At 61.4% G+C, this 20,903-nt stretch carries 12 protein-coding genes and 3 pseudogenes; 9 read left to right on the forward strand and 6 right to left on the reverse strand.

The window, feature by feature from the left end; translation table 11 throughout:
- Positions 1-15: 15 nt before the first annotated feature.
- Entirely contained in the window at positions 16-795 is a 780-nt protein-coding gene (locus JFV26_RS07050) for an AraC family transcriptional regulator (RefSeq protein ID WP_201190941.1), read from the reverse strand.
- Positions 796-887: 92 nt separating this feature from the next.
- Here JFV26_RS07050 and JFV26_RS07055 point away from each other — a divergent pair, with 92 nt between their 5' ends.
- Both JFV26_RS07055 and JFV26_RS07060 read left to right on the forward strand, forming a co-directional pair.
- The gene (locus JFV26_RS07055; protein ID WP_201190943.1) at positions 888-1,139 is read left to right on the forward strand and encodes a hypothetical protein; all 252 of its coding nucleotides are present in this window, start codon (positions 888-890) and stop codon (positions 1,137-1,139) included.
- Positions 1,140-1,276: 137 nt separating this feature from the next.
- On the forward strand, positions 1,277-2,428 hold the full coding sequence (locus tag JFV26_RS07060) for an MFS transporter (RefSeq protein ID WP_201190945.1): 1,152 nt from the start codon (positions 1,277-1,279) through the stop codon (positions 2,426-2,428).
- A gap of 115 nt (positions 2,429-2,543) precedes the next feature.
- Here the strand turns inward: JFV26_RS07060 and JFV26_RS07065 are convergent, their stop codons facing one another.
- The 3 genes from JFV26_RS07065 to JFV26_RS07075 all read right to left on the reverse strand — a co-directional run bounded on the left by JFV26_RS07065 (position 2,544) and on the right by JFV26_RS07075 (position 6,633).
- Complete coding sequence (locus JFV26_RS07065; protein WP_342215431.1) at positions 2,544-4,754, reverse strand: TonB-dependent siderophore receptor; 2,211 nt, start codon at positions 4,752-4,754, stop codon at positions 2,544-2,546.
- A 306-nt stretch (positions 4,755-5,060) separates the two neighbouring features.
- Complete coding sequence (locus JFV26_RS07070; RefSeq protein WP_201190947.1) at positions 5,061-6,035, reverse strand: FecR family protein; 975 nt, start codon at positions 6,033-6,035, stop codon at positions 5,061-5,063.
- Positions 6,036-6,132: 97 nt separating this feature from the next.
- Entirely contained in the window at positions 6,133-6,633 is a 501-nt protein-coding gene (locus tag JFV26_RS07075; protein ID WP_201190949.1) for a sigma-70 family RNA polymerase sigma factor, read from the reverse strand.
- Between the two features lie 114 nt (positions 6,634-6,747).
- Here JFV26_RS07075 and JFV26_RS07080 point away from each other — a divergent pair, with 114 nt between their 5' ends.
- The 5 genes and pseudogenes from JFV26_RS07080 (at position 6,748) to JFV26_RS34390 (ending at position 12,377) form a co-directional block, all read left to right on the forward strand.
- Positions 6,748-6,909, forward strand: a complete 162-nt coding sequence (locus JFV26_RS07080) for a hypothetical protein (protein ID WP_201190951.1) — start codon at positions 6,748-6,750, stop codon at positions 6,907-6,909.
- A 69-nt stretch (positions 6,910-6,978) separates the two neighbouring features.
- Entirely contained in the window at positions 6,979-8,160 is a 1,182-nt protein-coding gene (locus tag JFV26_RS07085) for an acetyl-CoA C-acyltransferase family protein (protein ID WP_201190953.1), read from the forward strand.
- 162 nt (positions 8,161-8,322) lie between these two features.
- Positions 8,323-9,492, forward strand: a complete 1,170-nt coding sequence (locus JFV26_RS07090) for an aromatic ring-hydroxylating oxygenase subunit alpha (protein ID WP_201190955.1) — start codon at positions 8,323-8,325, stop codon at positions 9,490-9,492.
- A gap of 150 nt (positions 9,493-9,642) precedes the next feature.
- Positions 9,643-11,304, forward strand: coding sequence for a choline dehydrogenase (locus JFV26_RS07095; protein ID WP_201190957.1), 1,662 nt, complete (start codon positions 9,643-9,645; stop codon positions 11,302-11,304).
- 9 nt (positions 11,305-11,313) lie between these two features.
- A pseudogene (locus JFV26_RS34390) lies at positions 11,314-12,377 on the forward strand (GlxA family transcriptional regulator).
- 98 nt (positions 12,378-12,475) lie between these two features.
- On the opposite strand, the gene JFV26_RS07105 reads toward JFV26_RS34390, so the two are convergent.
- Positions 12,476-13,210, reverse strand: coding sequence for a class II aldolase and adducin N-terminal domain-containing protein (locus JFV26_RS07105; protein ID WP_201190965.1), 735 nt, complete (start codon positions 13,208-13,210; stop codon positions 12,476-12,478).
- Between the two features lie 127 nt (positions 13,211-13,337).
- Here JFV26_RS07105 and JFV26_RS07110 point away from each other — a divergent pair.
- Both JFV26_RS07110 and JFV26_RS07115 read left to right on the forward strand, forming a co-directional pair.
- A pseudogene (locus JFV26_RS07110) lies at positions 13,338-14,889 on the forward strand (aldehyde dehydrogenase family protein).
- 261 nt (positions 14,890-15,150) lie between these two features.
- On the forward strand, positions 15,151-16,086 hold the full coding sequence (locus JFV26_RS07115) for a choline ABC transporter substrate-binding protein (RefSeq protein WP_201190967.1): 936 nt from the start codon (positions 15,151-15,153) through the stop codon (positions 16,084-16,086).
- 298 nt (positions 16,087-16,384) lie between these two features.
- Here the strand turns inward: JFV26_RS07115 and JFV26_RS07120 are convergent.
- A pseudogene (locus tag JFV26_RS07120) lies at positions 16,385-20,880 on the reverse strand (hemagglutinin repeat-containing protein).
- Positions 20,881-20,903 lie beyond the last annotated feature (23 nt).

Genomic DNA, 20,903 nt, shown 5'->3' on the forward strand with positions numbered 1-20,903 from the left:
CCAACACTGTAGACGTCAAAACCCGGCGATGAAATACCGCCCCGGCGTCACCCCAAACGCCCGTCGAAACATCGCAATAAACGCGCTGATATTTTCATACCCCAACTCCAGCGCAATCGTCGTCACGACCTCCCCGGCGGCCAGCAACTCCAGCGCCCGCAACAATCGCGCGCGTTGGCGCCATTGGCTGAAGGTGAAGCCGGTTTCGCTGACAAAACGCCGGGCCAGGGTTCGTGCCGACACACCGCCCCACTGCGCCCATTGCTCCAGCGAACGGTGGTCGGCGAGGTCATCGACCAGTGCCTGGATGATCCGCCGCAATCGCGGATCCTGGGGCAGCGGCAGGCCGAAGGGGTCGGCGGGCGATGCGGCGATTTCGTCGAGGATGAGTTGGGCGATCCGATCCTGGCGCTGATCCAGTGCGCCCCCGCCCCAAGTCGCCGCTCGATCAACGGCCTCTCGCAGCAGACCCGAGGTGGCGATGATGCACGGCTGCTGCGGTAACCCGGCACAGGCAGGCGCTGCCACGTAGACACTCCAGCCATGGAACGGGCCGTGTGAGCGCAAACCGTGGAGGCAATCCGGTGGAATCCACACGGCGTGGGTGACCGGCACTACCCAGTGATGATCCGCTGCGTCGACCGACAACAACCCGCGTCGCGCCCCGAGCAATTGGCCGCGGGCATGCTGGTGCAAGGCACTTTGGCGCTCAACCGGACTGTCCAGAGTGACGGCAAACACCGATGCAGCGGTGGACGACTGCGCCAACTCTGTGGACATCAGTGGTTTAACCATTGGCAGTTTCACGTTATCGAATGACCTGGATGACGCAGTTTAGCCATGAACAACGCTCTAGGCTGAACCTTCATTCAACAGGAGTCACCGTTATGCGCGCCGAAGACCTGCTTCCCGACCCTCTCGACCAAAGCCAATTCAACGGCACGTCCGTGCGCAAAGGCACGGTCGGAGCCTTTCTGATCAATGCGCGAACGCTGGCCGATCCAGGTGCCAGCGACGAGCAGCGGCGGGTGGCCGAGCAAGACATCATCGAGGCCTTGCCGGCGCTGCGGGCGTTGGGTTTGTTCGAGATCCTGCAAGTGCGTGACCCACACTTGCGCGTTTTGTGCGAACGCCACTGACACCCGCGCTCGCGATGGAGGGTCAGGCTGTGCAAGGATGTCACCCTGCCTGACCGCGAACCGCAGCGGACGCTGATCGAACCTCACCGGTGAGTCACTGTCCCTTGGGTACGCGACGTTTTTTGCCAAGGAACGATATGACCAACCTCAACGCCCAAACCTCATTTGTTCCCGGACGCCTGGAACAAATGTCCACGCGCATCGCCTTCTTCATCGCCGGTTTCGGTATCGCTGCGTGGGCGCCATTGGTGCCCTATGCCAAGGCCCGCGCCGGGCTGGATGAAGGGACGCTCGGTTTGCTGCTGTTGTGCCTGGGGGTAGGGTCAATCCTGGCAATGCCGATAGCGGGGATGCTGGCCACGCGTTTCGGCTGTCGCCGCGTGGTGAGCGCCGGGGTGTTGCTGATCTGCGCGGCGCTGCCGCTGTTGGCGACGGTGTCGTCGATTCCGGCGTTGATTGCCGCGCTGTTCATGTTTGGCGCGGGGCTGGGCACGGTGGATTCGACGGTCAACCTGCAAGCGGTGATCGTCGAGCGGGCTAGTGGCAAGACCATGATGTCGGGCTTCCATGGCTTGTTCAGCCTCGGCGGAATTGTTGGCGCGGCGGGTGTCAGCGCCCTGCTCGGCCTCGGCGTTTCGCCGTTTGGCGCAACGCTGGTGGTGATCGTGCTGCTGATCGTCGCGTTGCTTAAAGCGGTGCCGCATCTGCTGCCTTACGGCAGTGAAAGTTCCGGCCCGGCGTTCGCCGTGCCCCATGGCATCGTGCTGTTTATCGGCGTGATGTGTTTCATCGTGTTCCTCACTGAAGGTGCCGTGCTCGACTGGAGCGCGGTGTTCCTGGCGTCTGAGCGCGGGATCGACACGGCGTATGCCGGGTTGGGTTATGCGGCGTTTGCGCTGACCATGACCGCCGGGCGTTTGACCGGGGATGCGATTGTCCGGCGTCTGGGCGCAACGAAGGTCATTGTGTTTGGTGGGCTGATAGCCGCAGTGGGCCTGGCGCTGGCGACATTCGCCCCGACCTGGGAAGCGGCGCTGGTGGGTTATGCGCTGGTCGGCGCGGGTTGTTCGAACATTGTGCCGGTGCTGTACACCGCAGTGGGCAAACAGACCGTCATGCCGGAAAGCATCGCCGTGCCTGCCATCACCACCCTCGGTTATGCAGGGATACTCGCCGGCCCGGCAGTGATCGGGTTCGTCGCCCATGGTAGCAGTTTGAGCTTTGCCTTTGGGTTGATGGCGGTGTTGCTGGTGGCGGTGGCCATTGGCGGGAAAGTGCTGAAGGTTTGAAAAGCTTCGCGAGCAGGCTCGCTCCCACGGGGGATCTTCAGCGAACACAATATCTGTGTACGACAAAGATCAATGTGGGAGCAAGGCTTGCCCGCGATGAAGCCACCCCGGTCTATCAGAACCCGACGCTGGCCTGCACAAAGAACGTGCGCGGTGCGCCAACGTAGATCCCCGAGTTGTTGTCGCTGGAACGGGTGAAGTACTGGTGATCGAACAGGTTTTTCACCCCGGCGCCGAGTTTCAGGTTTGACAGTTGCGAACCGAAGTCATAGCCCCCGCGCACGTTCCAGGTCACGTAACCCGGCATGTCGCCGTACTGCCCGTCAGCGCTGCCGTCGGTGATGTAGTTGCCGGTGAAGCTGCCATCGGCATTCACGCCGGTGCCCGGTGAGTGCTGCTTGGACTGGGCGAAACCGTCGATGTTGTAGGTCCAGCGATTCACGTCGTAACGCAAGCCAACCGTGGCCACCTGACGTGAATAGAACGGCAAATCACGCCCCTTGAAGCCCGGAATCTCGCCTTCGTAAGTGGCACGGGTGTAGGTGAAACCGGCGTTGGCAGTCAGGCCGTCGAGCCGTGGGTCGAGCGCTGACATATCGTAATGCACCGACGCTTCAAGGCCCTGGTGCTTGGTGGCGCCGAGGTTGGTCCAGCCCACGTCGTTGCTGATGTATTGCAGTTCGTCATCGAAGTCGATGTAGAACAGCGTCACTTCCCCGCCCCACACGTCATCGTTGTAGCGCGTGCCGAGCTCGTAGGTCTTGGCCTTCTCCGGGTTCAAGCCGTTGGCGGTGCTGTCACCCGAACCACCCTGGCCGAGCTGGAAATATTGCAGGCTGCCAAACGACGTCTCGTAGTTGGCAAACAGCTTCCAGGCGTCGGACAGGTGATACATCACGCTCAGCGCCGGCAGCGGTTCGTTGCTTTCAATGCTGCGGTTTTTCTCCGGGACGCGTTTGCCTGCGGTATCGAGGACGGCGCGGTCGTGCCAGTCAGTGCTGATGTGTTCGAAGCGGATGCCCGGGGTCACGGTCCAGTTGCCGACGTCGATTTTGTTATCGAGGTACACCGAGTTGGCTTCGGTGCCGCCGGTACGGTCCTGGAATACATGGCCGTCAGACGTCGGGGTGATCACCGGTTGGTTGTTGACCAGCGCCACGCGGCTCGATTGTTCGTGCATCGCTTCCTTGAGGTAGCGATAACCGACGCTGACTTCCTGGGTAGTCGGCCCGACATCAAACACATGGGAGACCCGTGGCTCGACGCCCAGGGTGTAATAAGAACGCGGATAAGAGCTGAGGGTTTGCTGGTCGCGGGCGGCGATGTTGCTGCCACGAAAACTGTCCGTGTAGTAGGTCAGCACTTCAGCCTGGGTACGGTCGTCGATCTGCCGCGTCCACTTGAACGACACGTCTTTACGGCGGCCAGTGAAGTTGTCGTAATCGCGCACGGACTGGAACGGACTGGCATCGTACTGCTTCTGCGTCAGGCCGCCGGGCATGTCGGCGCTGGCGTCGTAGTAGTGGAAATTCAGGCTGAAATCGTCAACATCGGTCGGCGCCCAGTGGGTCTTGAGGATCACGTCGTCGATGTCGTTGCCGTTGTTGCTTTCGCGGTAACCGTTGCCGTTCACCCCGGTGTACAACAGCGCTACGCCCATGCCGTTGTCCGCCGTGCCACCGACAAACGCGGTGTCGACATGCTTCCAGCCGCCGTGCCCGGAGGTTTCCAGGGTGGTGCCGATTTCACCGGTGGCTTTTTCCGGGATCGCGCGGGTCACGAAGTTGATTACACCGCCGACGTTCTGCGGCCCGTAACGTACGGAACCAGCGCCGCGCACCACGTCGATACTGTCGAGATTGCCTGCGGAAATCGGTGCCATCGACAACTGCGGCTGGCCATACGGGGCGAACGCGGCCGGTACGCCATCGATCAACACCGTGGAGCGCGGCGACAAACGCGAGGTCAGGCCACGCACGCCGACATTCAGGGCGATATCGCTGCCGCCGGTGCCGTTGGCATCTTGCACTTGCACACCCGGTACGCGACGCAGCACGTCGCCGACGTTCATGGCGCCCTGCTCGACCATCGCTTCGCGACGGATCACGGTCCGTGCGCCAGGATGGTTTTGCACCACGGCGGCATCGGCATCACCGAGCCAGTCACCGACAACCTTGATATCGGTCACGCCCAGTTCCAGCGGGCCGCTGCTGGTGGCAGTTGGCGCGGGTGTCAGGGTCACCGAGCCTTCATCAATCTGATATTCCAGACCACTGCCTTGCAGCAATTGGCGCAGGGCTTGTTCCGGTGACAAGTTGCCATCCACCGCAGGGGCCTGCTTGCCGGCGACCAGTTCCGGGCTGAAAAAACCTGCAACGACGTTTGCTGACCGAGCTGGCTCAAGGCCTGACCCAACGGTTGCGCCTGAATATGAATGGCGTCGGCGGCGAACGCCTGAGGCAACGCAGCGCTGACAGCCAATGCGAGGGCTAGACGCAGCCAAGGTTTTTTTGTTTTTAGCGGTGGTTTTTTCACGTCGAACGTTGTCCTGTGGATCGCAAGAATACGCGACTGTTAATGCAAACCAGTTGCAGTTGGACAAGAAGACGAAGAACTCGAAAAAAACCTGAACCTATCGCGAAATTATTTCCTGACTGCCATCAGGAAGGGTGCGCACCGCCACCGGCAAGATGCTCGGCAAGGCCTTGAGCAACGCGTCGGTGTTGTCGGATTTGAACACGCTGGTCAGGCGTAGATTGCCCACTTTATCGTTGCCGACCGTGAGCGGTTTTTCCCGATAGCGTGACACTTCGGCGGCGACTTCAGCCAGGCTGGCATTGTTGAACACCAGTTTGCCGCTGCGCCAGGCGGTCAGTTCGGGCGGGTTGACCGCGTAGGCGGCGGCCACCTTGCCCTGGGCATCGATGTGCGTGCCTAGGCCGGCGGTGAGGCTGATGAAATCGGCGCCATAGCCTTGAACCTTGACCGTGCCCTGCTCCACCGCGACCCTGGTTTGCGTCAAATCTCGGCGCACGTCGAAACGAGTGCCGGTGACGGTGACCTGGCCGTTGCCGGTCTCGACCACAAACGGTCGACGGGTGTCGTGCTCGACGCTGAACATCGCCTCGCCTTCCGTCAACTCGATGCCGCGACGGTCCTTTTCAAACCGCACCTGCACCCGGCTGCGGCTGTTCAGGTCGATGATCGAGCCGTCCGGCAACGCCACATGCTGACGCTCGCCCAGCGCCGTGGAAAACTCCGCGGTGTAGGTCGCCGGATGATACAAGCCGCTGAACATGCCCAAGCCGAGCGCCACCGCCAACACACTGGCGGCCACCGCGTAACGCACCAGAGGCCGACGTTTACGCCGCTCCCGCGGGCTGTCGCACAAGGCTTGCAGACGTTTGGCCGGCAACAGATCAGCCGCCGTCCACAAGCCCTGGAGCAATTGAAATTCATCGACATGCTGAGGGTGTTCAGCCAGCCAGGCCTCAAAACGTCGATGTTCCAAGACGTCCACGGCAGGCTCCTGCAAACGCACAAACCACCGTGCCGCCTCGTCGCGAACCGCTGTTTTCCCGCACACACAATCACGAGTATCCATCATGGAAATTCCTGTTTGGCCGGGGTTGGAAATAGGACGTCACGGCACGTCTCCCTGTAGGAGCTGCCGAAGGCTGCGATCTTTTCCGGTGCACCAGGAATCATGACTGCAATCCATCCAGTCGATCACGCAGATGGCGCAGGGTGCGGATCATATACTTTTCCACCATGTTCTTGGACAGCCCCAACCGCTCGGCGATTTCCGCCTGGGTCAGGCCTTCGATCTTCTGCCAGACGAACACCTTGCGGCAGTTGATCGGCAGCTCCGTGAGGGCCTGTTCAATGGAATCCGCCAACTGGATCGCATGCATGAAATGCTCCGGGTCGCCGGACGACGACACACTGTGATCAATCGCCTCGGATTCCATGGCGCCCCGCCGATCCTCACGCCGATAGCCATCCACCGCGATGTTGCGCGCGGTCTGGTGCAAGTACGCCCGAGGCTGCTCCACCGCCGCCGAATCGGACTCAAGCACCCGCACGAAGGTGTCGTGGGCCAGGTCCTCGGCCTGCTGACGATTTCTCAGGCGACGGGTCCAGGTGCCGATCAACTCTTCGTAATGCTCGAAAAAGCCGTGGGTGCGAGGCAGCTTGGGGGTCATTGCGGTGTGCTGTGGGGAGGAGGCGCGAATAGTAATGCTTCCTATTAACCGGAAGCAATGTATTCCACTTAACCGGCTGTTTTCGATGAGTTACTCCGCGTTGTGCGGCGCGACATGGCAAAAAGCAGCAGTTTCATTGACTCGTTTCGTCATAGATCAACGCTGTTCGGGCGCTTAGAGTGCCCACGCACCGAGCAGCTCAATGCGCTGGACAACAACATGAACACCGAGCGGGCCGACCGGCTGCTGGCTCTGCGCCGCAATTCCCTGCCATGAAACATAAGCGGCGTTGACCGCCCTGTTCAATCGCAGTGCAGAAAAGAACTCACCAAGAGGAAAGACGTGATGAACACTCCAGAAGTTTTTGTTGTCAGCGCCGCACGTACGGCCATCGGGACCTTCGGTGGTTCGCTCAAGGACGTCCCCCTGGCCGATCTGGCGACCACGGCGGTCAAGGCGGCCTTGCAACGCTCCGGTGTGGACCCGGCGCAGATCGGTCATCTGGTGATGGGCAATGTGATCCCGACCGAGACCCGCGATGCCTACATTTCCAGGGTAGCGGCGATGAACGCCGGCCTTGCGAAAGAGACGCCCGCCTACAACGTCAATCGCCTCTGCGGCTCCGGCCTGCAAGCCATTATCAGTGCGGCCCAGACCCTGTTGCTGGGCGACGCCGAAATCGCCATCGGCGCCGGTGCCGAGTCCATGAGCCGCGGACCGTACCTGATGCCTTCCGCACGCTGGGGTGCACGCATGGGCAACGTCCAGGCCATCGACTACATGCTCGGCATCCTGCATGACCCGTTCCACGGCATCCACATGGGCATCACCGCCGAGAACGTCGCCGAGCGCAACGGCATTACCCGCGAGATGCAGGACGCGCTTGCACTGGAAGATCAAAAACGCGCGGCGTTCGCGATTGCCAATGGCTACTTCCGCGAGCAAATCGCCGCCGTCGAAGTCCGTGATCGCAAGGAAACCAGGCTGTTTAGCGTCGACGAGCATCCTCGCACCACGACCCTCGAACAGCTGTCGCAGATGAAGCCCGCGTTCAAGAAGGACGGCTCGGTGACTGCCGGCAATGCTTCAGGCCTGAACGATGGTGCCGCTGCGCTGGTCATGGCCACCGGCAGCGCGGTTCAAGCCAACAACCTGCGGCCTCTGGCCCGCCTGGTCAGCTATGCCCATGCAGGTGTCGAACCGGAACTGATGGGCCTGGGACCGATACCAGCCACGCGCCTGGCACTCAAACGCGCGGGTTTGACCGTGGCGGATCTGGACGTGATCGAAGCCAACATCGCCTTCGCCGCTCAAGCGTGTGCGGTCAGTCAGGAACTGGAACTGGACCCGGCCAAAGTCAACCCGAACGGCTCGGGCATTTCCCTCGGGCACCCGGTGGGCGCGACAGGGGCAATCATTGCGACCAAAGCCATCCATGAACTTCACCGCATCAACGGCCGATACGCACTGGTGACCATGTGCATTGGTGGCGGTCAGGGGATTGCGGCGATATTCGAACGGGTTTAAATCATTGAGCGATGCCCGGTGGATCACCGGGCATCGTGACTGCTTGATGATTTCCTTCGGCAACTGGTCGCAATCCATCAATCCCCACCCTCCCCCGCCCCCTAAATTAGCTCCCAGAACCAGCCGCCGTGCCGTGCGGCCAGCCACTGTGGAGAGCGTCCCATGCAAAATTTCCAGACCCGCAAACAGCAAAGCCCCGTAGAGGGTTGGGATCATCAGGACCCGGAAGAGGCCTTCACCCTGCCCTCGCGTTATTTCTTTGACGAGACGCTGTTCAAGGCTGAGCGCGACAATATTTTCATGCACGCCTGGCACGTGGCCGGGCATGTCAGCGAGTTCGCCGAGCCGGGTCAGTACGTGGTGACCGACCTGTTCGACCAGAGCGTGGTAGTGGCGAAGAATCGCCAGGGCCAGATCCACGCCTTCCACAACGTTTGCCAGCATCGCGGCAATCGCTTGCTCGAAGAACGGCGCGGCACCACTGGCGGCGTGGTCCGCTGTGCCTATCACTCGTGGTGCTACGAAATGGACGGCAGCCTGCGCAGTGCGCCGCGCTGCGAGAAGATGAAGAACTTCGAGTTGCAACAATTCAACATTCCGCAAATCCGCACGGAAGAACTCGGCGGATTTATTTACTTCAACCTCGACCCGGCGGCGCCTTCGCTGCGGGACTTGTTTCCCGGTGCTGACGAGGAAATGCATCGGGTGTTTCCAGACCTGGCGAACATGCGCTTGATCGAGGAACAGGAGGTGATCGTGCCGGCCAACTGGAAGGTAATCATGGACAACTCCATCGAGGGTTATCACTTCAAGTTGTCCGGGCCGTGCCACATTGACCTGGCCAAGCTGATCGACTTCAAGGGCTATCAGTTGAGCAAACGCGACAACTGGTGGACCTACATCGCCCCGGCCAACCTCTCGGTGACCGAAGCCTACGGTGTGCCACTCAAGCCTGAGGTGAATCCCGACGAATGCTTTTTCAACATCGGCATGTGGCCGAACAACACCTTCTACACCTTCCCGTTTTCGGAGTTCCTGGGCTCGTTCATCATGATCCCGCTGGACGCCGAACGTTCACTGCTGCGCTTCGGTTACTACTCCAACAATGCCGAAACCGCGGCGGTCAGTGCGTCTTGCATGAAGTGGATGAACGAAGACCTGGGACCGGAAGACATTGCGCTGAACATCTCGGTGCAAAAAGGCCTGCATTCGCTGGGTTACGACCAGGGCCGCTACATGATTGACGCCCAGCGCAGCAATGAAAGCGAGCACCTGGTGCATCACTTTCATCGGCTGGTGTTTAACGGGATTCACGGCCCCTCCGCCGCTTGAGCCAACGCGGTCCCTGTGGGAGCGAGCCTGCTCGCGAAAGCGGTATGTCCGTCAACATCAATGTTGAATGATTGATTGCAATCGCGAGCAGGCTCACTCCCACAGGTCTGAGGCCTCTTCATAAAAGCTATTGATGGAGTAACGCAAACCATGGTCGATCATGAGTTTGATTACCTGATTGTGGGCGCAGGGTCAGCCGGCTGCGTGTTGGCCAACCGCTTGGGCGAAGACTCAAACGTACGGATTCTGCTGCTGGAAGCCGGGCCGGCGGACAAGAGCTGGACCATCGACATGCCCTCGGCCGTCGGCATCGTCGTGGGCGGCACGCGCTACAACTGGAGCTACAACTCCGAGCCGGAACCGTATCTGGACGGTCGCCGAATTGGCACGCCACGGGGCCGGACCCTGGGTGGTTCATCGTCGATCAACGGCATGGTCTACATCCGCGGGCATGCCCGGGATTACGACGCTTGGGCCGAGCAAGGTTGCAGCGGATGGAGCTATCAGGAGGTGCTGCCGTACTTCAAACGGGCGCAAACCCATGCCGACGGCACCGATGATTACCGTGGGGCGACGGGACATTTGCACGTCACGCCGGGCGATACCGAAACCCCGTTGTGCGCGGCGTTTCTGGCGGCGGGTGCCGAGGCCGGGTATGGCTTGAGCCGCGACTTGAACGGCTATCGCCAGGAAGCCTTCGGGCCGGTGGATCGCACCACCCGCAACGGGCGGCGCTGGAGTACCTCGCGGGGTTATTTGAGCGAGGCGCTGGCGCGGGGCAATGTTCGGGTGGCCACCGATGCGTTGGCGTTGCGCATTTTGTTCAAAGGCCAGCGTGCTGTCGGGATCGAGTACGAGCAAAACGGGAAAACCCATAAGGCTTTCGCCCAACGCGAAGTGTTGCTGACCGCCGGGGCGATCAATTCACCGCAGTTGTTGTTGCTCTCGGGCATCGGCCCGGCAGCCGAATTAAGGGCTCTGGGTCTGAACGTGATTCACGATCTGCCCGGCGTCGGCAAAAGGCTCAACGATCACCCGGACACCGTCGTCCAATACCGGTGCAAAAAACCGGTGTCGCTCTATCCGTGGACCACCGCGCCGGGCAAGTGGTGGATCGGCGCCCGTTGGTTCGTCACCCATGACGGACTGGCAGCGAGCAATCATTTCGAGGCCGGGGCGTTTATCCGTTCGCGGGCCGGGGTCGAGCATCCCGACCTGCAACTGACCTTCATGCCGTTGGCGGTGCAACCGGGCAGCGTCGATCTGGTGCCGGATCACGCATTCCAGATCCACATCGACCTGATGCGTCCTACCAGCCTGGGCAGCGTCACCCTGAACAGCGCCGACCCTCGACAGCCGCCGCGCATCCTGTTCAATTACCTGAAAACCGAGCAGGATCGAGCCGACATGCGTGCCGGTGCCCGGCTGGTGCGCGAGATCATCGAGCAACCGGCGATGGCCGCATTTAAAGGTGAGGAATTGGTGCCCGGCGCTCACGCCCAAAGCGACGAAGCGCTGGATACGTGGGCCAGAAACGTGACGGAAACCGGCTACCATGCCAGCGGCACCTGCAAAATGGGACCGATTGGCGACCCGCAAGCGGTGGTCGATCCACAGTTACGGGTGCACGGCCTCGACGGCCTGCGAGTAGTGGACGCCTCAATCATGCCGATCATCGTCAGCGGCAACACCAACGCGCCGACAGTGATGATCGCGGAAAAGGCCAGCGACCTGATTCGTGGCCTGCCAGCGCTGCCGATGGCTGATGCACCGGTCTGGAGCCATCCGCAGTGGCAGACTCGACAACGATAGAGATCACTCATGATTAATCAGTCGTCCAACAGCACAGAAAGTCGCTTCACCTGGCGCCGTGGCGATGTCGCGCCGTTGCGGGTCGCGGTGTTGCTGTTGCCGTCGTTTTCCAACTTCGGCCTGGCGGCGGTGCTGGAACCGTTGGCGATTGCCAATTGGCTGACCCAACGCCAGATATTTGAATGGTCGCTGTTGTCGCTGGACGGCGAACCGGTGCAGGCCAGCAATGGCCTGACCACCGTAGCCAACGACGGCCTGCGCGCCGATCAAGGTTTCGATGTGTGCCTGGTGATCGCCAGTTTCGATGTGCACAAACACAGCCGCAACCTGACGCTCAAGAGTTGGCTGCGTAAACAGGCGTTGTTCGGCGCGGTGTTGATGGGCGTCGAAACCGGCACCGAACTGCTGGCCGCCGCCGGGGTGCTGGACGGTTATGAAGCGGCCGTACATTGGGACAACCTGCAAGGCTTTCAGGAAAGCTATCCGCGGGTTCACGCCAAGCCGCAGCTCTATACGCTTGAGCGCCAACGCATGACCTGCGCCGGCGCCACCACCACGCTCGACATGCTGCTCGGCTGGATCGGCCAAAGCGTCGACAGCGACCTGTCCCGGAAATCGCCATGCACCTGCTGATGGGCCATGTGCGGGCGCCGGCCGATAACCAACTCGACGGCGGCCTGAGCAACACCGGAATGTACGGCAGCAAGATCCGCCGCGCGGTGCAGTTGATGGAAAAAGCGTTGGAGGAACCGCTGGATTGTGAGGCGATTGCCGGTCAGGTCGGGCTCTCGCGGCGGCAACTGGAGCGTCAATTCAAGCATCAAACCGGCCTGTCGCCGCTCAAGTACTACATCACGCTGCGCTTGGCCAAGGCCCACAGTTTGTTGCAACAGACGCGCCTTAGTGTGGCGCAAGTGGCGGCGTGTTCGGGGTTTGGTTCGCTGGAACATTTCTCCCGTACCTACCGTGCTCGCTTTGGCTGCCCACCCAGCGAAGACCGAAGCCAGGTCTTTACCGCCCCGGTGATGCGCCAGCCTTTAAGCAAGGCGCATCGCCCGGCCGAGGCGGACTGATTTATAACCAGCCAAGAAAGTTTCAGGCGAAAAATGCTCGTTGTAGCAGCTGGCGAAGCCTGCGTTCGGCCCGAGCCGAGCGCAGGCTTCGCCAGCTGCTACGGCATTAGCCGATAGCCCGGCTCTTCTTCATCCAGAATCCCCATCAGCGCGTTGAAATGCTTGTCGGCAAAACCTGGGTAATCCAGCCATTGCCGGCAAGTCTTGCGGGCGATCTCGTCGCTGGTAATGCGCAGTTCGCGGCCGGTTGAGAGTGCGGTGATGTAGGTCTCGCAGGCGCGCTCGAAATAGTACAAATCGTCGAACGCCTGGGCGATAGTCGGCGCCGCCACCAGCAGGCCATGGTTGCCCATCAACAGGATCGGTTTGTCCCCGAGCAAATGGCTGACGCGCTCGGCCTCGTCACCCAAGCCCATGCCGTCGAATCCGTTGTCGATCACTACGCGCTCGAAAAAGCGCATGGCGTTTTGTTCGATGGGTGGCAATCGTGAGTCCGCCAGGCAGGCCAGCGCGGTCGCGTATCTGGAATGGGTGTGCAGGATGCACCGCGCGTGGGGCTGGTTACGGTGCAAGGCGCTGTGCAAGGCCCATGCGGTAATGTCCGGCGCGTCCGGGCGGTCGAGGCTGGCCGGGTCATCGGCGTTGACCAGCAGCAAGTCACTGGCCTTGATCCGCGAGAAGTGCTTGCCGTAAGGGTTGATCAAAAACTCCCGACCGTCCCCCGACACCGCCACGCTGAAGTGATTGGCGATGGACTCGTGCAGGTTCAGCCGCGCGGCCCAGCGAAAGGCGCAGGCCAGGCGGATTCTCAGTTGCTCGACAGGTTGATTCATCGTGTGCCCTCAGCGTGGTAAATCGGCTTTTCGGCAGTGTAGAGAGACGCCGCGTCAGCACTTGATGGGAAACGACATTGGCTGCCGTTATTTCGCGGCGCTGGCACCGTGAAAAAACGGCGTGCTTATGCCGCGTTTGATCAAGAGCAGCGCTGCCGGCACCGCCATAGTGAGCGCCACGACCCACTTGGCTGGAGACACCGATGTTGCAGATTCCGTTGTTTATTGCGGGGTTTGGCAGGCGCCGCAGCAGGCGCGCTACCGGGCGGTGATCAACCCGGCGAATGAAAACGTGTTGGCCGAAGTGGCGGTGGCCGGGCCTGTTGATGCGCAACTGGCGATCAGTGCCGCGCGCCAGGCATTTGATCAAGGCCCCTGGCCAACGATGGCCGTCACCGAACGCGCGCAACTCATGCAGCGGATCGCCGGGTTGATCGAAAAGGATGCCGAGCATCTGGCACGTCTGGAAACCCTCAACGCCGGCAAGACCCTTGGCGAAAGCCTCGGCGACGTCGGTAATGTGGTCGCCACCTTTCGCTTCTATGCCGCGCTGCTGGAAACCGAAAGTGCCAGCGTCAACAGCCATGCGCCGGCCCATGTCATCAGCTTCAACCAACGCGAACCGGTGGGCGTTTGCGCGTTGATCGCGCCGTGGAATTACCCGCTGCTGCAAGCGGTGTGGAAGATCGCCCCGGCGCTGGCCGCCGGCAACACCGTGGTGTTCAAGCCCAGCAGCCTGACGCCGATGACTGCGCACCGGTTGGCTGAGTTGCTGGCTGAAGCGGGTTTGCCGGCGGGCGTATTCAACCTGCTCTGCGGTCCAGGCGATGTGGGTGAACTGCTCGCGGCAAGTGGTGACGTGGACCTGGTATCGCTGACCGGTGGGGCCGGGGCCGGCGGCAAGGTGATGCGTGCGGCCAGCGGTAACTTCAAGCGGGTGGCGCTGGAATTGGGGGCAAGAATCCGAACATCGTGTTTGCCGATGCCGATTTCGAAGTGGCGCTGGATCAAGCGCTGAACGCGGTATTTTTCAACGCCGGGCAGATCTGTTCCGCCGGTTCGCGGTTGCTGGTGGAGGACGGGATTCATGATCGATTTGTCGAGGCATTGCGCAAGCGGATTTTGAAGATTCGCCTGGGGGACGGCCTCGATCCACTGACGCAAATGGGACCGCTGATTTCGGCCGGCCAGCGCGATCAGATCCTGACGATGATTGCCGGCGCTGTTGAACAAGGCGCGACCTTGCTGGCCGGCGGCACAATTGCGGAGCAGTTCGAACGGGGTTTCTGGCTGCGCCCGACCTTGCTCGGCAGCGTCCGTGCCGACATGCGCATTGCCCGGAAGAAGTCTTCGGTCCGGTGATCACCGTCGAGCGCTTCAGCGGCGAAGCCCAGGCACTGCAGTTGGCCAATGACACGCCCTACGGCCTGGCCGCCGGGGTTTGGACCAAGGACCTCGGCAAGGCCTATCGGATGGCCAAACGGCTGCGGGTCGGCACCGTGTGGATCAACGACTACAACGCCGCGTTTCCCCAGGCACCGTGGGGCGGCTTCAAGTCCAGTGGCATCGGCCGCGAACTGTCCCGCGCCGGGCTCGATGAATTCACCGAACTCAAGCACATCTACCTCAACACCGAACCGGCGCCGTTGAACTGGTTCGGAGTTGATCAGTTGGGCTGAAGCCATGAGCCCAGTCAGCTAAGGAGTGAACACCGCAGCACCTGTGGGAGCGAGCCTGCTCGCGATAGCGGCGTGTCAGGCAACATTTTGTCGGCTGAATGATCGCTTTCGCGAGCAAGCCCGCTCCCACAGGTTCTGCGCCTTGACTGACTGGCACTTTGGTAAGCGCCCCACCACAGGCAGGCTTTTGCATCACCCCACAACAACAAGACCGCCACACCCCAAACCGCTGCCGACGTTTACCTTCGAGGAGTTGATCCCATGAAAGCCTTGCTCTTGCTTGCAACCCTTACCCTGCCGTTGATGGTGCACGCAGCGGAACCTGAATCCTGCGCCACCGTGCGGTTTTCCGATGTCGGCTGGACCGACATCACCGTCACCACCGCCATCACCAGCGAAGTGCTGGAGTCCCTCGGCTACACCACCAAAACCACCCTGCTGTCGATCCCGGTGACCTACCGCGCCCTGGCCGCGGGCAAGGACCTGGACGTGTTCCTCGGCAACTGGATGCCCACCACCGAAAACGACATCAAGCCCTTCCGTGACGCCGGCACCGTGGAAACCGTGCGCGCCAACCTGCACGGCGCCAAATACACCCTGGCCGTGCCGGATTACGTGTACGACGCCGGGCTGCACGACTTTGCCGACATCGCCAAATTCAAGGACAAACTCAACGGCCAGCTCTACGGTATCGAACCGGGCAACGACGGTAATCGGCTGATCCAGAGCATGATCGACAAGGACGCCTTCGGCCTCAAGGACTTCAAAATCGTGGAGTCCAGCGAAGCCGCCATGCTCTCGCAACTCAAGCGCGCCACCCGCAAAAACGAATGGATGGTCTTCCTCGGCTGGGAACCGCACCCAATGAACACCCGCAACAAGATGAAGTACCTCAGCGGTGGCGATGAGTACTTCGGGCCGAATTTCGGCCAGGCGACGGTTTATACCAATGTGCGCAAGGACTACCTCACGCAATGCAGCAACGTCGGCAAGTTACTGCAGAACATGGAGTTCAGTCTGGCCATGGAGAACCAGTTGATGGACGCGGTGTTGAACCAGAACCAGAAGCCGCGGGCGGCGGCGAAGGCGTGGTTGAAGGCAAATCCACAGGTGCTGGAAGCTTGGTTGGTGGGGGTGAGTAGTCGGGATGGGCGCGATGGGGTGAAAGTGGCCAGTGCCAGCCTGACCGGTCAATAACGCCGAACACATTTTCCAATGCCAATCACAGCTCCCCTGTAGGAGCTGCCGAAGGCTCGGGCCGCGTTCGGACGAGCTTTTGACCTTGATCTTCAGCGGGCTCGAAAAGATCAAGGTCAAAAGATCGCAGCCTTCGGCAGCTCCTACAAGGGATCTTCGTCGAACTCAAAATCTGTGTACGACAGTGACCCAATGTGGGAGTGAGCCTGCTCGCGATGGCGGCGTGTCAGGCAACATTTTTGTCGACTGGACGGCCGCTTTCGCGAGCAGGCTCGCGCCCACAGGGAGGATGTGGTGCTTAGGTGTTTTTCTCGTCAATCCCGGCCTGCAGCGACTGGCTGTCGTAATGACCGCCAATCGTCACGGGGCCGAGTTTGACGCTGTGTTCACCCGCAGGCAAAACCTCGGGCTTGCTGCCCTCGGCTTTCGGTTTCTCTGGCAGATCGAGACCGGCCGTTACACCGTAGTCGCGGTTACTCAGGTCCGTGGTACTGAGTTTGGAGCCACCCAGATCGACCCGACCTGCAGCCGAAACAATCCGTGCGCCGGTCAGTTGCGTGGCGCCGTCGACCTTCAGATCCACACCTTGGGTGCCGCTGATGCCGGAAGCCTGGCCGACACTGTCCTTATGCGCGTAACCGCCATCGAGTTTCAGCGTCGGCGTGTAATCCATCCCGCCAGCCACTTTGTCCTTATCAGCCGGTGCAGCCTTCTTGCCGGTCACCCCCAGATCCACATCGACCTTGGCGCCAGTCTGGCGGTCCTGACGACTCTCCACGTTCAAGTCGCCGCCGACCTTGCCGCTGACCGTCGCCGCATCAACTCGCGCGCCGGCCACATGCACATCCCCGGTGCTGTTCAACACCACGCTGTCAGCCTTGATCTGGCTATTCTGCTGAGTGGTGCCCTGCAGATAATCGACCCCGACCTTGGCCCCGGCATTAAAGCCGTGATCACGGGTGGCGACGTTCTTTTCATCGACGACAGCCGGTGTGCTGTTGCTCAGGTTGCCGCCGGCATTCAGCGCGACATTCCAATGGGTACGGTTCTGCGTGGACTGGGCCGACTCCTGATTGATCCCGCCCTGCTGCGCATCAAGGCTGACGCTCGGGGCACTGATCTGGGTGCCTTGCAGGTGAATCGCATCACCGCTGAGGGCAATGTTGCCCTGACTGTTGAGCTGGCCACCGGTCAAGGTTTGAGTGTATTCGTTGACCCGGCCAATGTTGAAATTGCCGCTCAAATTGCCGCCCTGATCAGCGCTTTTCTCAGTGCTGGTTTTACTGCCACCGACCTTCAGGCCACCGCCAAGGTTGCTGCCCGAAGCAGTGTGCGTGTCGGTCGCCGCTTGCAGATCGAGTTTGCCGTCAGCCTTCAGTTCGATGCCGCCAGTCGTATCAACCTTCGTCCCTTGCAGGATTTGATCGCCACCACTGCTCAACACCACCGGGCCTTTGCCCTGAATGCTCGCCACCTGAGCCTGGCTGTCCCGGGTCTGTTTGCCGGTGTGATCGAGCTGGAAGCCGGCGCCAAGATCAACATTGGTGCCGTTGGTGCCCGGCGCCGTACCGACGTTCAGCGAGCCATTGCCGCGCAGGCTTGACGTATCACTGCCCCGACGGTCGTTGGCCTGATTCAGCGCCAGCTCACCGCCAGTCTTGATCGAAACCCCGCCCTGCCCGCCATCGAAATGGCTGCCTTCAAACTGACCATCGCCGCGCAGGTTGATGTTCACCCCGTCGCTGCCGGCATAGTTGCCAGCCACTGCGGTGGAACTGTCCTTGCGCGTCTGGCTGCTACCACCCGCACCGCTGCCGGCAACATTCACGTCTTCAGCGGTTTTGGTGTAGACCCGTACGTCAGCCTTGGCGTCCAGCGCCTGATCGGTGCTGCTGTGGGTGTTGCTCGCAGCGTTCGCCACCAACGCGTCGGCGCTGATGTTCACCTTGCCCGCACCCGCCTGATACTGCGTGCCCTGGTCCTGCAAGGTGCCGGCGACGTTGACGTCCACGGTGCCGCCCTTGAACTGGCTGACCACGGCGTTGCCGGTTTGCCCGGTGTGGCTGGTGTCCTGATGACCGATGGCCACGTCGATGCCGACGTTCGGTTGACCGAGGTTGGCCAGTGCATCCTTGTCCGGCACCTTGCCGTTCAACACGTCCTTGACCGCCCCGGCGATGGGCCGGGTAATGTCTTTGTATTCGACGTTGGCACCGATGTCCGCCGACCAGTTGCTCTGGTTATGGGTGCCGCTGTCGGTATTGCTCGCCGCCCGATTGTCGACCTCGCCCGCCGCAACATTCAAACCTTTGCCGGCATCCAGACGTGCGCCTTCAGTGCTGAGTTTGTCGGTGTTGATGTTCAGGTTGCCGCTGCTTTGGACGCCGCTGGTTTGCGCCGTGGTTTTGCTGGCCGTGTCTTGCGAGGTGTTGTGGGCGAAATCGACACCACTGCCGGCTCGGTCGAGGCCGCCGGTGTAGTAGAAACCACCGCTGGTGCTGGTTTTATCGGTCGAAGTGCTGTGGCTGTCCTGCTCGGCCAGCAGCGAGACATGCTTGCCGGTCAGGGTCGCGTCACCGTTGATGGCTTTGACCTCGGCACCCTTGAGCGTCAGGTCGCCGCCCGCCACCAGTTGCACGTTGCCGCCGCTGAGGCTGGAGCCCTGCTGCTTGACGTCGTTACTGGTGACAGCTTGCTGCGTGTCTTGGTAATGCACACCGGCGCGGTACTGGCCGGCGTCCGGGGCGTTTTCCCTGGCGTAGGCGTCGAAGCCACGGGGCTCGGTGGTTTTGCTGCTGTCGCTGGTGTTTTGCGCAGAATGCACATTTACATCCCCGGCCGCATCAGCGCTCAGGGTGCCACCAGCCTTGACTGTGGAACCCGCCACTTCGATGTCCCTGGCGCTCTTGAGCTTGAGGTTGCTGTCGGAGCTCAGCTCGCTGCGCACGGTGGTGCTGTCGTTGGCGTTCTGCCGGGTTTCGTCCTTGCTGATGCCGAAGAATTTGCTGTCCTTGGCGTGGCTGTTGGCGTGGAAGGTGTCCTGAACGCCATCGATGATCAGCGACCCCTTGTCGCTGATGACGCTGGCCTCGGTGCCACCGCGCACCTGGCTGGCGCTGATGCGCACGTCGTCAGCCTTGACGATCAGTTTGCCGGCGGCGTTGACCTTGCTGCCCTGGTTTTGGGTTTTACCTTGATCGGCGTCGCCGGTCTTGCCGAAGAAACCGCCGCCGACCAGATCACCCGAGTAGCTGTTGTCGCTCTTGCGCTGGGTGCGGCTGGCGCTGGTGATTTCGACCTGTTTGCCGGCGAGGTTGATGTCGCCCTTGCCAGACAATTGCGCACCTTCGGAACGCAGCAATGCCGCCGTGGCCAGGGCGATATTGCCGCCCGTCAACTGGCTGGTGACGCTGCGTTGCTCTTCACTGCGGGTGTCCCAGTCGGCTTTCCACAGGTGTTTGCGATGGTTGCCCTGGTCGGTTTGGGTGTGACTTTCGGTGGCGGCGGTCAGGCGTAGGTCGCCGCCGCTCTGGACGTTTAAATGGTTGGCCGCTTCGACTTTGACCGCCTTGAGTTCGGTGTCGCCACCGGCGGAAAACTGCGCATCCCGGCTGGCGAGAATCTGGCTGCCGTGCTGGCGCGAGTCGCTGTCGGTCTGGGTCCGGTCGTAGGTTTCCCAGGTGATGCCGAGGGTGCTGTTGTTCCAGTTTTCCGGGTTTGCTGAAGCTTGCGGCTTTCGACGGTGGTCAGGGTCAGGTTGCGTTTGGCGTCGAGTTTGACGTCGCGGCCACTGACGTCGGCAGCGGCCAGGGTCAAGTCTTTGCCGCTGTGCAGGCCGACATCGCCCTGACTGCTGCGCACGCCGGCACGGCTGACATCGAGGCTGTCGGCAACGGCTTGGCCGCTGATGCTCAGGTCGCCAGCGGAACGAATCTGCACGCCATCGCGGCCCGCAACTTGCACCGGGCCCACCCGCACGCCTGCACCTTCGGCGGTGCTGACAATGTTGATACGCCCGGCCTGCATCGCGCCGAACAGGCTGGCGTCGATGCGTTGGTCCTGGGTGTTGCCGGCCGGGTCCACGGCTTTCACCTGGCCGGTGGCGTAATCCACCTGATTGCGACCGACCGTGAGGTTCAGTTGATCACGCGCACTGAGGCTGCCCTGGCTATCGATGCGCGGGGCGATCAGGTTGATCGAGCCTTCGCGGTTTTGCAGGCCTGCGCCTTGAATCTGCAAGCTGCCCGTCGCGTCGCGGGTGCTCAGGGCTTGCAGCTTGCCGTCGTTCAATTCGGGGCGACCGACCACGAGGTTGGCGTTCGGCGTGTTGATGAAACTGCCGCCGTTCACCGAGATACCGTTGGGGTTGGCCAACACGTAATCGGCGGATTTGCCGAAGATTTCCTGGGCACCATTGAGGGCCGAGGCATTACGGCTGATCACTTCGTTGAGGATCACGCTCGCGGCCTGGCCCCGAAACTGCGGGTTGGCCGCCAGTTGCCCGGCGAGCTGGGATTGCCCGGCCTGCAAGGCGTTGTTCAGCACCAGACCCTGGCGGTCGACGTTGTAGTCCAGAAACTGGTTATGCGACAGACCGGAACCGTTGGGCGCAACGATGTTGACGATGGGCACGCCGCCCTGGGTTTGCAACTGCGCCGTGCCACCGGGACCGGGCGCAACCACCACGCCACCCGCAAGGGCGTTGGGCAGATGGGCAAGCAGGAACAGGCTGGCAATCGCCCAGCGCAGTTTGCCCCGAGGGGAAAGATGGAACGCAAATGTCTGTGCAGGCATAAAAACCTCTCAATTAAAGTGCG

The sequence above is a fragment of the Pseudomonas sp. TH31 genome, from assembly GCF_016650815.1.
In the GTDB taxonomy this organism is placed as follows: Bacteria; Pseudomonadota; Gammaproteobacteria; order Pseudomonadales; family Pseudomonadaceae; genus Aquipseudomonas.

What these genes read in the sequence shown, in the direction of transcription:
- JFV26_RS07050 (WP_201190941.1), bottom strand. Translation starts at nt 795, where the DNA reads ATGGTTAAACCACTGATGTCCACAGAGTTGGCGCAGTCGTCCACCGCT.
- JFV26_RS07055 (WP_201190943.1), top strand. Translation starts at nt 888, where the DNA reads ATGCGCGCCGAAGACCTGCTTCCCGACCCTCTCGACCAAAGCCAATTC.
- JFV26_RS07060 (WP_201190945.1), top strand. Translation starts at nt 1,277, where the DNA reads ATGACCAACCTCAACGCCCAAACCTCATTTGTTCCCGGACGCCTGGAA.
- JFV26_RS07070 (WP_201190947.1), bottom strand. Translation starts at nt 6,035, where the DNA reads ATGATGGATACTCGTGATTGTGTGTGCGGGAAAACAGCGGTTCGCGAC.
- JFV26_RS07075 (WP_201190949.1), bottom strand. Translation starts at nt 6,633, where the DNA reads ATGACCCCCAAGCTGCCTCGCACCCACGGCTTTTTCGAGCATTACGAA.
- JFV26_RS07080 (WP_201190951.1), top strand. Translation starts at nt 6,748, where the DNA reads ATGGCAAAAAGCAGCAGTTTCATTGACTCGTTTCGTCATAGATCAACG.
- JFV26_RS07085 (WP_201190953.1), top strand. Translation starts at nt 6,979, where the DNA reads ATGAACACTCCAGAAGTTTTTGTTGTCAGCGCCGCACGTACGGCCATC.
- JFV26_RS07090 (WP_201190955.1), top strand. Translation starts at nt 8,323, where the DNA reads ATGCAAAATTTCCAGACCCGCAAACAGCAAAGCCCCGTAGAGGGTTGG.
- JFV26_RS07095 (WP_201190957.1), top strand. Translation starts at nt 9,643, where the DNA reads ATGGTCGATCATGAGTTTGATTACCTGATTGTGGGCGCAGGGTCAGCC.
- JFV26_RS07105 (WP_201190965.1), bottom strand. Translation starts at nt 13,210, where the DNA reads ATGAATCAACCTGTCGAGCAACTGAGAATCCGCCTGGCCTGCGCCTTT.
- JFV26_RS07115 (WP_201190967.1), top strand. Translation starts at nt 15,151, where the DNA reads ATGAAAGCCTTGCTCTTGCTTGCAACCCTTACCCTGCCGTTGATGGTG.